The sequence below is a fragment of the Verrucomicrobiota bacterium genome (genome assembly GCA_027622555.1).
Lineage (GTDB): Bacteria > Verrucomicrobiota > Verrucomicrobiia > Opitutales > UBA2995 > UBA2995.
On sequence record JAQBYJ010000014.1, the window covers coordinates 24,333 to 39,290 of the forward strand.

Annotated in this window: 14 protein-coding genes; 8 read left to right on the top strand and 6 right to left on the bottom strand. The window is 47.8% G+C overall.

Features of this window, described 5'->3' with window-relative positions; translation table 11 throughout:
* Positions 1–186 precede the first annotated feature (186 nt).
* Together O3C43_05810 and O3C43_05815 are read left to right on the top strand one after the other, a co-directional pair.
* Positions 187–429 carry a ribbon-helix-helix domain-containing protein gene (locus tag O3C43_05810; GenBank protein ID MDA1066000.1) on the top strand — a complete coding sequence of 81 codons (243 nt, stop codon included), beginning with the start codon at positions 187–189 and terminating at the stop codon, positions 427–429.
* Entirely contained in the window at positions 426–842 is a 417-nt protein-coding gene (locus tag O3C43_05815) for a PIN domain-containing protein (protein MDA1066001.1), read from the top strand. The genes O3C43_05810 and O3C43_05815 overlap by 4 nt, the downstream gene beginning before the upstream one ends.
* A gap of 246 nt (positions 843–1,088) precedes the next feature.
* Here the strand turns inward: O3C43_05815 and O3C43_05820 are convergent, their stop codons facing one another.
* Positions 1,089–1,565: a heme-binding domain-containing protein gene (locus O3C43_05820; protein ID MDA1066002.1), complete on the bottom strand. Its 477-nt coding sequence runs from the start codon at positions 1,563–1,565 to the stop codon at positions 1,089–1,091.
* Between the two features lie 123 nt (positions 1,566–1,688).
* On the opposite strand from O3C43_05820, the gene O3C43_05825 reads away from it, so the two are divergent.
* The 6 genes from O3C43_05825 (at position 1,689) to O3C43_05850 (ending at position 7,065) form a co-directional block, all read left to right on the top strand.
* A complete protein-coding gene (locus tag O3C43_05825) occupies positions 1,689–2,483 on the top strand; it encodes a DUF3450 family protein (GenBank protein MDA1066003.1) in 795 nt (264 codons plus the stop codon).
* Positions 2,480–3,823 (top strand): MotA/TolQ/ExbB proton channel family protein, encoded by a 1,344-nt coding sequence (locus O3C43_05830; GenBank protein MDA1066004.1) that lies wholly within the window; start codon positions 2,480–2,482, stop codon positions 3,821–3,823. Before O3C43_05825 ends, O3C43_05830 begins: the two co-directional genes overlap by 4 nt.
* A 186-nt stretch (positions 3,824–4,009) precedes the next feature.
* The gene (locus O3C43_05835; GenBank protein ID MDA1066005.1) at positions 4,010–4,465 is read left to right on the top strand and encodes a MotA/TolQ/ExbB proton channel family protein; all 456 of its coding nucleotides are present in this window, start codon (positions 4,010–4,012) and stop codon (positions 4,463–4,465) included.
* A complete protein-coding gene (locus O3C43_05840) occupies positions 4,462–4,872 on the top strand; it encodes a biopolymer transporter ExbD (protein ID MDA1066006.1) in 411 nt (136 codons plus the stop codon). The genes O3C43_05835 and O3C43_05840 overlap by 4 nt, the downstream gene beginning before the upstream one ends.
* On the top strand, positions 4,869–5,570 hold the full coding sequence (locus O3C43_05845; GenBank protein ID MDA1066007.1) for a hypothetical protein: 702 nt from the start codon (positions 4,869–4,871) through the stop codon (positions 5,568–5,570). The genes O3C43_05840 and O3C43_05845 overlap by 4 nt, the downstream gene beginning before the upstream one ends.
* Positions 5,571–5,661: 91 nt before the next feature.
* Positions 5,662–7,065, top strand: coding sequence for a tetratricopeptide repeat protein (locus O3C43_05850; protein MDA1066008.1), 1,404 nt, complete (start codon positions 5,662–5,664; stop codon positions 7,063–7,065).
* 16 nt (positions 7,066–7,081) lie between these two features.
* On the opposite strand, the gene O3C43_05855 is transcribed toward O3C43_05850, so the two are convergent.
* The 5 genes from O3C43_05855 to O3C43_05875 form a co-directional block, all read right to left on the bottom strand.
* Positions 7,082–8,443, bottom strand: coding sequence for a hypothetical protein (locus O3C43_05855; GenBank protein ID MDA1066009.1), 1,362 nt, complete (start codon positions 8,441–8,443; stop codon positions 7,082–7,084).
* A gap of 484 nt (positions 8,444–8,927) precedes the next feature.
* Positions 8,928–10,727: a DEAD/DEAH box helicase gene (locus O3C43_05860; GenBank protein MDA1066010.1), complete on the bottom strand. Its 1,800-nt coding sequence runs from the start codon at positions 10,725–10,727 to the stop codon at positions 8,928–8,930.
* Between the two features lie 340 nt (positions 10,728–11,067).
* The gene (locus O3C43_05865) at positions 11,068–12,168 is read right to left on the bottom strand and encodes a hypothetical protein (GenBank protein ID MDA1066011.1); all 1,101 of its coding nucleotides are present in this window, start codon (positions 12,166–12,168) and stop codon (positions 11,068–11,070) included.
* A complete protein-coding gene (locus O3C43_05870) occupies positions 12,146–13,828 on the bottom strand; it encodes a GH3 auxin-responsive promoter family protein (protein ID MDA1066012.1) in 1,683 nt (560 codons plus the stop codon). The genes O3C43_05865 and O3C43_05870 overlap by 23 nt, the downstream gene beginning before the upstream one ends.
* Position 13,829: 1 nt before the next feature.
* Complete coding sequence (locus O3C43_05875; protein MDA1066013.1) at positions 13,830–14,717, bottom strand: sterol desaturase family protein; 888 nt, start codon at positions 14,715–14,717, stop codon at positions 13,830–13,832.
* Positions 14,718–14,958: the final 241 nt, after the last annotated feature.

The window sequence follows — 14,958 nt, forward strand, 5'->3', positions numbered from 1 at the left end:
TTCAAAGTAAAACATTGATATTGCAATATATTTCTCAACCGCGAGCTCGATCTCTGGTTCATCTTCGACCCTTCGACAAAGCTCAGGACAGGCCGGTTGCGGGGGAATCCCGGGCTTTGATGCGTTGTTGGATTGAGTGGTGAATTAAGAATTGAAAGATATGGATAATATGATAGCCATATACATATGAATAAAACCACCATATTGTTGCCGGATGACCTGCAGAAGCGAGCCCGGAGTCTGGCTAAGAAAAACGGGACGACTTTGAGTGGGCTTATTCGAAAACAATTGGAGCAAGCGGTGACGGAGGATGGAGGTGCGACTCAAATCCGAAGTGAGGACCCGCTATTCAGCAATTGGAAACCTTCCGATGCGGATATTCCCTCCGATATGTCGGTTAATCACGATCGATACCTGTACGGAGAATGATTCCCGAAAAACTGTTCCTGGATACCGGTTGTTTTATTGCCCGCGAATTGGTGCGTGATCAATTTCACGAAAAGGCTTCGAGCGCCTGGACTAAGCTGGCAGATTCCCCATGCCAACTGTACAGTTCCGAACATGTTTTCGACGAATGCATAAGCTTGTTAGGCCGTCGCCACTCTTATGCCTTTGCCGCTGAATGCGGTGTCAATTATCTTAATACTCAATTAATTCACTGGTTGACTACTACCGATGAGGATCTGCGGAACGCCCTTCGAATAATGAAGAAGTATGCTGATCAGGGAATCTCATTCACGGATTGCATCTCCATTGTATTAATGCAGCGCGAAGGATTGAAGCATGTATTCGGATTTGATCCTCATTTCACAGCCGCCCGGTTTAAACTTTGGCCGGAGTAATCTGGGAGAATGTTCAACTCTCCTACTCCTATTTAATCATACTTAAGTCTAATACGAATACTTCATGTTGTTGATTAGACACCTTTAACTCCAAAGGACATTAATGCTCCTCCCAGTCCAGGCAAAGACTCTTCTCCGGATCCGATTGAACCTTCAGACCTCGCCTCCTTTTGGCAAGAGCTGACGTGTCCCTCATAGCCTGGCGACATGGGAAGGGCCGGGAGGTCGTCCTTGTTGCCAATCGTCCTACAATTCACCCGCTGACCAGAGGTCGATGATATCGATTTCCTCTTCGGTGACTTTCGCATTTCGGTGAATCCAAAGGTAGCTTTCTATGGGCATGTCCCCATCGAGCACTTCATCAAAGGTTTCACCTGCTTTTTCTTCCTGCTTGTCCGATGAATAGGTATCCCATTTGGAGTAGTTCACCTCGCCGCGGCCGTCTTTGACATGTTCGGCTACTTTCCAGGAAATGGGAGCAATGTAAGAATACCAGGGCCAGGTAACTTCGTTCGAATGGCAGTCGTAGCACTTGGCTTTGAGGATGGCTTTTACTTCGTCGGGAATTTCGGAATCGGCAATCTCCGGAGGATTCGTGCGATCGACAGGAACGAATTGGATGCCGAGGAATACGATTAGCAGGATGAGACCGGTTATTTTGAAAATCTTCTTCATGGGAATTTGGAAACGCAGTTGCATCATTTCTCCTAGAGACTTATGCATTTGTCTATGATTAATTCGCTGGCTGGTTTTCCTGTAACCCATTTAGGGTGTTTTGAGTTTGCTGAGTAGCCAATAAATTTTCTTGGTTCGAAGGAATCTCTCGCATTGAATGAACGCTCACCTATGCCTCTTTTTCGTCTTCCACCCCTATTACTCCAGATCGTTTTAGTTTTTCCACTCCTCGGGGGTTTCCTATATGCCGATACGGTTGGGGACATAGCCGAGACGCGGGAGAATTTATTGGAGGTGGTCAGGCTGCGCGAATCGCTGTCGAATGAGAAACGAGCCTGGCGCGAGCAAAAGGAATTGATGGAAGGGCAACTGGCACTCGATACCCAGGCACTCAGTATTCTGGAGGCAGCGCTTAACGAACTGAGGCCCCAGTTGGAAAGCATCCAATCCGAAACAACTCGCTTAACCACTGACCTGGAAGCCTCCGATGAATTAGTTAATTTTTGGACGGGTAAACTGGAGATTTTGAAACAACGCGTTTCAAACGTGTTTGCAGGATTTCCGCCAAGCCTCAAGCTCGACCTCAATGCGAATTTAAGGGATGTCCTGACGCTGGATTATTCGAAAGATTCTGCTGACCTAAAGCAGGTGTTCGACCTTTGCCTGGATATTATTACTGAGGCGAATGAATTCCATCAATCGATTCACCTGCTAACAGAAGTAAACGATTTGGGAGACGGTCAGCGTAGAGAATTTAGTGTCGTTTATCTTGGCCTTTCGGGAGGTTATTATTTTTCCGAAAAATCAGGCTTGGCTGGGATCATCCTACGGGACGGTAACGACTGGAATTGGGTGGAGGATAATGAACTGCTCGACGATTTGCTTAGTTTGGGCGCGGTGCTATCCGGACAGGAGGCACCTCGCTATTTGGCACTACCCATGCCGACAGAAGGGAGTGTTCAATGAGATCTCTAATCCCTTGTTTCATTTTGTTTATTGTTTCTTCCGCTTTTAGTGGAGCTGAAACGCTTGAAGAAGCACTTGCCTGGAGTCGCGAAGAATTAACGGCGGTTCGAAAAGAATTGTCGGAGCAGCGTGACAAGATCGTTGATGAAAAGCTTCCGATTGCTCGTGAACTTCGGGAGATTCGTGAGAAGCTGGTAGAAGAACAGAAAAATAAACGCTTTCTGGATGCTCAGCAGGAAGGCGGAAACTTTGAGTTGGACCAGCTAAAGTCCAGGCAAAGCACATCAAAGGAATTAGCGGGTTACCTGGGGAGCCAGGCAATTCGGTTTCGACAAAACTTCGAATCGGACCTGGTTGTGGGTGAGCGGTATTCCTATGTGGATACTTTATTGTCGACTGGAGCCCAAGCAGGGACCTCTCCGATCAAGCATGCCGAGGCTCAATGGGAGGTGATAGAAGCATCTTTGAATCGCCTGGATCGTTTGCCTGGCGGTACGAAGTTTGAAACGGAAGCTGTTTCAGATACGGGTGTGTTGGTTGGAGGTTCGGCAATACAATTCGGACCGTTGGTGTTTTTCAAAGGAGCGAACGATAATGTGGTTGGCAACCTGGCGGCGAGTGAGAGTTTGCAACCACAGATACGAAGCCTGGATGATAACCATAAAGCAGCCGTTCGCGGATTGTTTGCAGGTAATGAAGTTCTGATCCCGGTGGATCCTACCTTGGGTCAGGCCGCTTTGATTCAACAGGAATCTGTATCGTTTATGGAGCACCTGGCTTTGGGTGGATTTTGGATGATTCCTATCTGTCTTTTTGGGCTTCTTGCATTCTTAACCAGCATCTTCAAATGGATCTCGATACAGCGGGTCAGGCTTCCAAGTATTCTGGAGTTTGAGGAATTGCGAAACCTATCCCCGGATAAGTTAAATAACGAATATAAGAGTGATAGCAGGCGGTTGGTCGCCAGCCTTATTGCGGTAAAAGATGTGTCCCCGGATATTCAATCCGCTGAGCTGGATGTGGCTTACCAGGAATTTAAGTTCAATATGAATCGATGGCTCCCGATCATTGCACTGACTGCTGGCGTTTCTCCTTTGTTGGGTTTGTTGGGTACCGTAACCGGGATGATTAAAACTTTTCAGCTTATCAGTTTGTTTGGTGCGGGAGACGCAAAGCTACTTTCCAGTGGAATATCGGAAGCGTTAATAACTACCGAGTTTGGTTTGGTTGTGGCGATTCCTGCCCTGGTGTTGCACGCATTTTTGCAACGACGCGTAAAAAAGATCCTGGTTGGTTCAGCCACTTTAATGGAGCAGGTGAGTAGGGGAGTTGAATGGTAGTTTCTTATCAAATGAAGATAGATATTTTTGAAGCAAGGATGCGGCAGAGCGGGGACGCTCTTGCCCTACCAATTCAGCAATTTGTGGTAGGGCAGCTGCGTCCCCGCAGCACCGGGCAAGTTAAGGCCAGCAAGTGTCATAATGACGGTAAAATATACCACAGTGTTCATTTATTTAAGCGGTAATATGGCATTTCAAAATATTACAGATTACATTGATAAAGGAGGTTGGATGATGGTCCCGTTGCTGGTTCTCGGTGCGCTGCTGTTTACGATGCAGTTGAGAGCATTGCTTTACTTGCACTTTAGCGTTGGGAATGAACATGAAGTGTCGTTTGAGCGACGCCTCAGGTATCTGAAAGTGCTGACCGGGATTGCGCCTTTGTTGGGGCTATTGGGAACGGTGGCCGGTATGTTGAAAACGTTTCGTGGGTTGGCGAGCAAAGGAATTTCCTACACAGAGAACCTGGTGGCAGTTGGAATCTCTGAAGCGTTGGTAACAACGCAAATGGGATTGTCCATCGGCGTGATCGGATTAACCGGCATCATGCTTTACCGGCATTTTCATGAGAAGTACCTCCTGCGTGAATACAAAGGAACTGTGAATCGATTGCGAGGATTTCAAGCGGGAGGGGCTCGATGAAAAAAGCCTGGTCATCCGATTTGGAAGAAGAGAGCGGTGAAGGTATCAATATATCTCCTCTCATCGACATCGTATTTATTTTGTTACTTTTCTTTATTGTGACTTCGGTGTTCGTACAGGAAACGGGAGTGGAAATTGAGCGTCCTCAATCGAGTCAGTCAGTTGCGCTCGATCGTGAGAGTATTTATCTGGCAGTAAGTGAAGATCTTAAGATTTACTATGGTGGAGCTGAGATTGGTCTTCAAGGCATCGTGCCCACGTTGGAGCGTCTTCACCCGGAGGAGGATCAACCGGTCATTATCCAGGTGGACGGGCGTGTGCCGACCCGTTTTCTTGTGGAAGTAATTGACGAGATTAAACGGGCTGGGATCGAAGTGGTGAATGTGGCCACCATTGAACGAACATGAATGCGGTCGCAGAAAATAATCCTATCGCGGTTACCGGTGTCTCTGGCTTGGGAGGTGTACTTATGTTGTTTGGGTTATTGTATCTGTTGTCGTTTGTGCAGCGGGAGCGGCCTCCGACTAACGAATTGGAAAGCCTCGATATTCGAAGTGTTCAGATTCAAAGCCCGGAAAATGAATCAGAGGAAGCCGTTCATTCTTCTTCCTCTCAACCCTCATCGCTTCCCAAACTACCCACTCCCGTCCGGACAATCCCTTCCAGGACTATCGAGCCGATGCCTTTGAACCTGCAGGTTGACGTTTCCCAGGTGTTAAAGGAGCGAGATACCTTGGAGTATCTGATGGAGCAGCGTGATCTGTTTGGCGCTTTTGGTTCGGTCCGTCTGGAAGGCGTGGATTCTGCTCCAAAGACGATTTATATCCCGGGTAATGTATTCCCGAAATCTTTAAAAGAGCAGGGTATTTTCTCGGGTGATGTCTTATTATTGATCGAAATAAGTGAGCAAGGTGTCGGGCGGGTTCGGCGGGTGATTGAGGCCGATTACCCGGAACTCATTGATCCCGTGGTTGAGTCAGTTCATGCTGCGATTTATAGTCGACCCAAGCGACATGGGAAACCAACACGGACCATAATCAAGAGCGTGATCCATTTCCGTTCCGGACCTGATGGAGATAATCTTACACAAGAGGTTCAGGAATGATGGATGTGAGTATAGGGAAATTCGAACCGATGTGTAGGAGCTACCTTCGTGGCGAATCGGAGATAATCTTGATGAAAGTTGCATGGGACATATGAAAGCGATTATAAAAGAGTTTCTCATCTGGATCTGTTTGGTCTGCCTGTGCCAGTTCCCGGTTTTGGCACTGGATGAGCTCCCTTTTATATTGCCCACGGATCCTGATGGTTGGAGAGAGGATGACTTTGAGAAACGATTTAAGGGCAGCTATGGGATCAATTCCTACCTGGAGCCAGAGTTGGATGTCGATAATTTTAATGTGTATGAAGGCGTGCTGGCGTTTCTCGATAATAGTGAGGGAGCGATTACTTTCATCACAAACTCGATGGCGACATTGGAGGAACAGGGAATTGAAGTCAGTGCTTCCTTACACTTCTTGCTCGGGAATTTCTTCTTTGAAAGTGACGAGCATGATCTGGCGGAGGAGCAATATATTTTGGCGATCCATAAGCATCCGAATTTTCTGAGAGCGTATGAAAATCTTGGGTACTCGTTTATGCAGAACGACCAGAATGAAAAAGCACTTCCTGTTTTGCTCAAGGCACTCGAGCTCGGGAGTAATGATTCCCAGATTCACGGGTTGATCGGATTTCTCTACCTCGATAAAGAATTGTATTTAAGTGCATTGTCCGCCTTCGAATCGGCCATGCTTTTCAATCCTAGAAACAATACCTGGCGGTTTGGGATATTTCAAAGTCTTATCAATTTGAACCGCAATGACAGTGCTCTGGGCGTCGCGGAGGAGATACTATTGTTTGATCCGGACAATCCTGTTAATTGGCAAAATGTGGCCAGTTTGCTGATGCGGCTTAACCGGGAGGATGAAGTAATATCCCATGTGGAAATGGTTCATCAATTAGGTGGTTCCAGTTATCGAACTCATCGTTTGCTGGGCAATCTGTATTTTAATCGAGAGATGGTTGAGCAGGCGAACCTGGAGTTCAAAGTAATGATCGACTTGGCCAGCGAGGCCGCTGACCTGGAAGATGTATTGGAGGTTTGTGAGGGCATGCTGTATTTTGGTTTTGTAGAGGAAGCTCAGAGCTTGTTTGGAAAGCTTACCAACAAAGGGACGGAACTTGGATTAGTCATCGATCCGGAGTCAACTGATATGATCCAGGCCATGTTCTACATGGAAGATGGACGATTGGACCAGGCGGAAACAATTTTTCTTCGAGTCTTGAATGCGAATCCGGCGCAGCCCAGGGCACTTTTGTTTCTAGCACAAATTTTAGTTCAACAAAGGGATTTCGACCAGGCCGGTATATATTTTGAACTGGCCCAGATGTATCCGGAAGTCAGCTATAATGCATACTATGCCCATGCGCAGCTACTGCTTGGGCTGGAACAAAGAGAAGAGGCCTTGGCAAAACTGAGGCAGGCTCAATCCATCGATGCCAGCGATGAACTTTCTGAGATTATCTCCTCCTTGGAAGAGACGGGTCGTTTGATCCGGTGAAAATTAGTAGCTCAACTCAATTTTCAAAATTATTTCCCGAGTCGCCGAATTCGTCGCCAGTGTTTCCGCCGTCAGCGTATTGTTCCGTTAGGTCAGTAAGCCGCCTTGTCATTTGATCAAACTGTTTAAGGAGGCTATCCGACTGGTTTCGGGATCTTGGCTCCGTAGATTCTTCGGGTAATAGATTCAAAGCAGATTTTCCGTTTTGTTGAATGAAATACAACATGCGCTGGGTTATTTTCTTCGCAGAATCTGCATCATAAGAAAATCGTGGATCCGGTTCCTGATTTTCCGAGGCTTCACTGTCACCACCTTCCTGAGTGCCCAAACGTCTTAATGGGTAATCTGTCAAACTCATGAACAGAGGACGTTTCCAGCCCATGAGTGGTTTCAAAATGAGTGCATCGTTCATGTTGAGAGCCGGATTTTGTTTGTGCCGGAAAATCAGGGTAGGGCATTCAAGGTCTTTTAGTGTTGCTTCATAGGTTTCCTGAAGCGCCATCATTTTTACTGCATCGCCCTGATCTTGTGGGAATCGGGTTTCAAATATTCCCTCCTCAGGTTCTTCGAGCATGAGCCCTATGAACGGATAGGACGAAGCCAGGCGAATCGCCAAGCCTGCAAACTCTTTGGTCGCTACAAGAAACAGGCTTTGAGGATCCAGCTGCTTTTTCTTGGAGTAGTATTCAAGAATCGACTTCCAATCCTCCAGCGCGATCTCATTGGCCTTTTCCAGAGAATCTCGAATGGGGATAATTACACTCACGCCATGACACATTAATTGATTTCCGATTGGGCTGTGAGTGATGTAACGACCGCGGTAGGGCTCTTCCCAGGGAGGGTCTGCTTCGACTGGCATCCGCCGGACCACTTGATTATATTCTTCTAACCCGGCCACAAATTGCTGGGCAATTTCCGGATCAAGCACCAATGCAGTTGGAAAGGGACCTGAGGCATTGGGAGTACAGTAGATAAAAGGATACCGATTGCCCGAGGCGGCTTTGACATTCGTCTCGGACCAACTGAGCACCGGAGGGTAAATCCTTCGCATGACTGAGTTGGCTCCTGAAACATTTCCACCCAAAGTGTATTCATCCATCAGCACCTGTTCATCTTCTGTCAGGAACATGCCAATCTGCTGTTTTTGGAGGAGTTTTTCCATCTCTGGATTGTCAGCTGACTTCACCACACTGAAGAAAGTTTCCCGCGGTTTGATCTTAAAGTTCGACGATTTTACCGGCGGTTCACCTAAAACCTCTTTGAGTGAAAGGATCAGATCTTCTCTGGCCTCTAACCCTTGCTCGCCCAATGACACCATTAGCATCAACCCAAAGAGGCAGTGCAATAGTCCATGCTTTATGGAAATTCTGGTATTCAAGACTCTACAGGTAAAACTTTACTAGTTGCCTGACAAGGCTTCTCCGCAGTGATGTCCATAATTTTCTGATGATGTGTTTTTGTTTCTTAACCCGCAATCGAAGTTCGGAATACCGGTCCAATATTAACAATGTTAACTTAGAGTGGATTTCTTATGTTACCTAATTCGAAAAGGAGTCTCGATCGGGTGCAAGACAGAAGGATTTAAACTTGTTATTCCCCGTGGTCTTGCTGCGGGGTCGGTGACTGAAGGGAAAGTTTGAAATCGCGGAGATCGCCAGCAAGCTGGCTCCTACATTTTGACACGCGAAAGTAGCTGTAGGAGTGACCTTGGTCGCGAATCGAATACCAACGATGTCAGATGGATTCTTGCGAGCAAAAGAGAAAAGAGCTTGTTCTTATATTTCATACCCTGTGGTTGTTGTTCGCTTTGCTGTCGGCCAAGGCCTCGGTAACTGCCACAGGGTTTTGATTCTCACCAAGTTTCAGCGACTGGTACGCTTACTCCAGGACGGTTTGCCTTTGTCTTTGTCGGTGCGATTTTTCTTGGTGCGTTTATCACCCACTTTTCTCTCACCGAACGGATGACCGCCGGGTTTAGGCGCTGAATCTGTCTTTGGGCGAAAGGCTGTCTTTGGGCGAAAGGCTGGCTTTGGTCTGTCTGAAGAAGATGGTCTTTCAGGGCGAGGCCGTTCTGTGCGAGGTCCATCGGAACGAGGTCCGCCGGACGAAGGGCGTTCAAAACGCGGTCTGTCTGTGGCCGGACGCTCTGACTTGGAACGATCTGGACGAGGGCGATCCGAACGAGGGCGGTCTGAGGAACGTCGGTCCGAAGAATCACTTCCTCGCTCGCGTGAAAACCTGGAGCCTCCACCTCCTGATTTTCCCCTGGAGTAGGAGCGTTTGCGTTGTTCAGGTCTACCGGATGAGGACGACCGACTGCGTTCGGGTTTTAAGAGTTCTGTATCCTCGGCGATTGCTTCCCCGTCGCGTCCTTTTTGTTCTCTTAACAATGAAAGCAACGCGCTGGCGATATCGGTGGTAGTGTGACCCTGGTCATGGAGCCTGTCCATCCAATCGCCATAGTTTTTAAAATCACCGGCTTCCAATTTGCTCTTCACCAGTTCCAGGATCACGTCGGCCTTTTTCCCTTCGATGTCTTCCTGGGATGGGATTTTCGATCTTTGAATGGTGTGTTTGGTGTAACGCTCGATTGAGCCTAGGCGGTAAATGTCTTTACCGAAAACAAAACTGTAGGCTTTCCCTTCACGGCCCGCGCGCCCTGTCCGACCAATACGATGAACGTAATCTTCGGGATCCTGAGGAAGGTCGTAGTTAAACACGGCATCTACTTCATCGATATCCAGACCTCTGGCAGCCACATCCGTTGCTACTAGAATCTCTACCTGTCCGCCTCTAAATTTTTTCAACACTCTTTCACGGCCAATTTGGGTAATATCACCATGAATTCGGTCCGCAGAATAGCCTCGGTTGATCAGTGCATCGCAGCATTCATCTACCATGCGTTTGGTGTTACAAAAGATAATGGCCAGTCTAGGCGGGTCAATATCGAGGAGTCGGGATACGACTTCAATTTTTGAACGATTGCGTACTTCAAAGTAAAACTGCTCAACGGTGGAAACTGTCAGGGTTTTCCGATGAATGCGCACCTGCTCAGGCTCGTTACCGAAATGTTCGATGAGGCGTTCAACGCCTTTGTTCATCGTTGCTGAGAAAAATAGCGTTTGTCGTTCCTTGGGTGCTTGTCCAAGAATGTGCTCCATATCGTCGCGAAATCCCATGTCCAACATGCGGTCCGCTTCATCGAGAATAATCATTCGAGTCTGGCTCAAGTCGAGAGTGCCGCGTTCCATGTGATCCATGAGACGTCCCGGGGTGCCGACTACGATGTGGGAACCTTGTTTTAAATAACGAATTTGCCGGTCAATAGGTGCTCCGCCATACACGGGGATAGCAGCCAGATTTTTAACATGCGACCCCAGCTTGTGGATTTCCTCACACACCTGAACTGTCAGTTCGCGTGTGGGGCACAGGATCAATACTTGAGTCGCTTTCACGGAAGTGTCGATCATCTGCAGTGCCGGAAGTCCGAATGCAGCCGTTTTTCCGGAACCCGTTTCGGACAAGCCAACCACGTCTTTTCCGCTCAATAGGAGCGGTATGGTCAAAGCTTGGATTGGAGATGGGCTCTCGTAACCGAGCTTATCGATGGCCTTAATTAATTCGGGTTCGAGGCCCAGTTCGGAAAATGCAGGTGTGTCCATGTCGACGGTGATCAAATACTTAGCCGCTTCGGAAAGCTTTTCCTATGCGGGCGGGCAGTCTTATCATCGGATTATTGAATGCAACGCAAAAGTCCTGCCAGATTGATTCGCCATTTGTTCGTTGTTGCAAGGCCCTTAGCGTCGAGTTTCAATCGGGCTTTTACAGGAAAACTCATCTTCGATTCCCGCTAGGAATCGTCGACAATTTATTAAGGACAGCCCATTCGCAGCGGCCGCTACCGCTCTGGTAACGGGTAATGCATCTGCTGCTCACCATGCCAGAATTCTTTTCCCATGGCATTGGATCTGTGAGAGCTTCCACTAAAATAAAAATGACCTATTAGAAGTGGGAAATTGAGATCCCGAATCCGCATTCCTGAGGAGTCAGGAAATCCTTTGGGTTCAGGTGGCCATTTTCTCCGAACATAAGTGGATTTTCAGTGATGTCCCTGGAAAGGAGATAGGTTCCGAACGCGCCTTCCTGGGAGAGAATATTGTTTCGGTGGGCGTGGGCAACAGTCAAAGCGGCCCGGGTAAGCAGGCTGGTTTCACCCACTTGCGCTCCAATGATGAGAGGGATTTTTAGTGTGGTCGCTTTTTCCGCTATTTCGAGAGACCGCAGAATGCCGCCCATTTTTGAAACCCGCAGGTTGATGATCCAATACTCTGGATTTGAAAGCAGATTTTCAAACTGCTCGAGACGGACCAAGCTCTCGTCCAGGATGATACGTTTGCCGGTTTCCTGAGCGACTTCCATCATTTCCTCGAAGCGACCGGCTAGAAGAGGTTCCTCAACTGCCGTGAAGGGGCTATCCAGTGCGTTTAAGTAGCGACTGGCTTCCTTCGGATTCGACCAGAGGTTGTTTGCGTCAAGTCGCAGGCTATTCTCATCGCTCCAGTGGTCCCCGAGGATCTGGAAACGTGCTTGATCGTCCTCCAGATTCCCGGAGAGTTTCACTTTAAACTGGCTGAATTTTAAATGCAGGTATTGCTGCAGTTGTTTTTGAAAAGTTTCTGGTTTTTCGATACCAAGAATGGCGCTGTATCTGAAGACGCCCTCAAGCTGCGGCAAGCCTAGCAGTGCTTCCACCGTTTGGTTTGATTCGCGTGCAAAGAGGTCCAGCAAAGCGAGTTCAATGGCACACCAGGCGGATGGTTGTTCGTCGATCCGGGCCTTGTTGGAGGACATCCAGGATATTAATGCATCGAGACTGTTGAGCTGGTAAATAGAGTTGTGGTGTCTCTCAAAAAACTCAATGGCGCTGGCAACAGATTCTCCAGTGACATATTCCCTGGGACAGGATTCTCCATGACCCATGTGTCCACTATCAGAACGAACTGTGATCCAGATACTTTGGGTGGAAGTTCTTTCGGCTGAGGCATGCTTGAAGCTAACGTTGAACGGAATATTGATTTCCTTAATGGAGAGATGATTGATCACTGGATAATAGGAAATAAGGGGTGAAGTCAAAGGATTGCTTGTTTTTGTATTGGAGGCAGAGGTATTTGAATTGAGCCTCCCGCTGACCTGACTGGAGGCAGTGTCTCTTGTAGGTGTCTCCTGTTCCCTTGCGCAACAGAGTTAGATCCGGAGCGTGCAAGCGACCACTGGCTCTTTTGCTTTTGTACTCGATATTGGAATAGGTAAGGATGGAATCGAGCTCGGAGGCTATATCGGAAATAAAAGCGGCCCGTTCTTCAATGAACAGGTGATACCTCCTGGTTTCTTCGCAGGCGAGTAAGAGAAAAAACGTATAGCTGATCCCATGGAATTGAAAGATTTGTGTCATGGCCTCATTGACCTGGTTTTCGTGTAGTTTTTCTCCAGTGAGGTTGGTGACTCCGGAGCCTTTTTCCAGGAACTTCAAGGTTGGAGTTTTCTGGTAAAGTTCTCCAAAAACGACCACGTCGTTAATGAAATACCGGTAAAGTCCGGACTGGGTGGTGGTAATGATATAGTATTCCTTGCCTGGCACAACTTTCTCAATGGTTTGTGTATCTTTCTTCCCGGACTCCCACTCCAAGCGATCGGCAAATTCATAGAAGTTCTCGTGGATGGCGGGAACGGCGTGGTTGTTGCGGGAATCCACTGTGATGCTGCCTCGGAATTCACTGGCCAGGTATCCCATTTCAATAATGCGGACATCCTCATGGAGCAAGTTTCTGAGAGTGGGCACATATACGTGGCAACTGCCGCCTAGCCAAGTGAAGATGGCCTTCAGTTGGGGCCAGACTTGATCGGACTTCGGTGGCAAAGGTCGGCCAAAGAGCGTATCCAGCTCGCGAGCACGAGCCTCGTTTTTGTGGAATGCCGCTTTGATTTTATCCTTCTTTTCCGGGTCCAGCGTATCAACGCCGGAGATGGTACCGGTACTAATATCGTGAATCAGGGAGGCCGAGTTCTTCCATATAACACTGGCGATTTTTAAAAAAGTGGAGGGATTAGCAGAAGCAATGAACGAAATGTCTCTCACCGACAAAGCGAAAGCGGCAAGGATATAGTATTTTGTAGCGTAGTCTTCGATGGCAAATACCTCGACGGGAAGGATATATTTCGAGCGAAGCAGCCGAGGCATGCTTTCATAAATCAGACCGGACATGGAACCATAGGGTGTCCCGGTTGGCAGGACCCCTTCGATGGCCGGGCTGACAATGGCAAGAATTCTTCCGTCGTAGAGACCTGGAATGGTGGAATAGCTTGCGTAGGAAAATATTTGCTGACTGGCCTGGTAGTTGGAAACGGTTTTTGGCAGGATTGGGATTAGTTTCGGTCTTGAGGTGGTGCCGCTGGTCTGAGCATACATAACAGGATGCTCTGAACAGAGTACATGAACTTTTCCCGATTCCTGCCGGTCCAGGTAGGGCCTCAATTCCTCGTATTGATGGATCGGTACTTTCGCCGCGTATTCGGAAAATTCCCGGATGCTCTCAAACCCGTATTGCCTGCCGAATTCGGTATCTTTGTTCGTTTGCAGTATTTTGCGAAGAAGTACTTTCTGGCTGGCTTCCGGTTGGGACAATTTCTTGAGGAACGGTTTCCACAGGCAAAAACGGATGAGAAGCATTTTCAAATGAATGACCCACAGAATTAGCCTGTTCATGTTAATCCTCAGGAATTCCCGGTTGGTCGGCACCTTTGATAAAAGGCGTTTGCATCTGGTGCAGAAAATCCAAGGGATAGTCCCGGTTTAGCAGTCCCAGTGTTTGAACTTCCCGGTCTGCTGGAAGGTAACGGGACCGGAAAAGCACGTCCCAGATAATGAGGTTGTTTCCGTAGTTTTTATTAGATTCGTGCGGTAACCTGGAGTGATGCCAACGGTGGAGTTCGGGACCGCTGATCAAGTAATTGAGGAGGCCCAGTTTCACATCAATATTGCAATGTTGGAAGAAGCCATTGACGGCATAAAAAACAAAATACAGCGCAAGGACTTCCTCGGACACTCCCAGCAAAATAAAAGGAAGCGCATCCAGAAGAAACTGGATCGATTTTTCGATGGGATGAAAGCGACCCACGTTGAGCCAATAAAGTTTGTGCGGCGAATGGTGCACAGCATGCAACCTCCACAAGGGTTCACTCCATTCGTGACTAGTCCGGTGCAACAGATAGCGGAATAAATCAGCCGTGGCCAGCATGATCACCGCTTGCAATGCCAATGGCCATCCATGCGGCCAGATGCCATTGAGGGATTCAATCGATGGCAATTGCCTTAGCAGTGTGATTGCAACGAAAAATGAAAGTAATTTCGGCAAAACAATCTGAACAACGACCATGAAAGTGAAGTCGCTTCCAACATCGGTCCTTCCTGGAGCCCACTCATTGCGGTGTGGAAAAATGCATTCCAGGCCGGTGACAAGGAAGGCCCCCAGAAATACTGCGATGTAAGTGCTCAACTGGATAGGTAATTCAGTCAGTCTTAAGAGGTGATAAACAGCAAAGCAACCGATGATAACTGTCGGATAGATACTAAATTGAACGACTTTTTTTGTCATTTAAGCTGTCTCTAGCTTTCCGGTTCAGTCCTTATATAATCGGGCTAGATTGTAAGATGTATAACGACGATTTTCGACCAAACGGATGCAGCATCCAGCTACTTTAAAAAATAGCCAAGAACAATCTGCTGGATGCTGCTTTCACTTATTTTCCCGGCGATCACACAAATAGTTCTTCGATGCGCATAGCGATGGAAGATCTAAAACTGGATTTGTTGTATGTCGTTTACCCCGGTGAAAG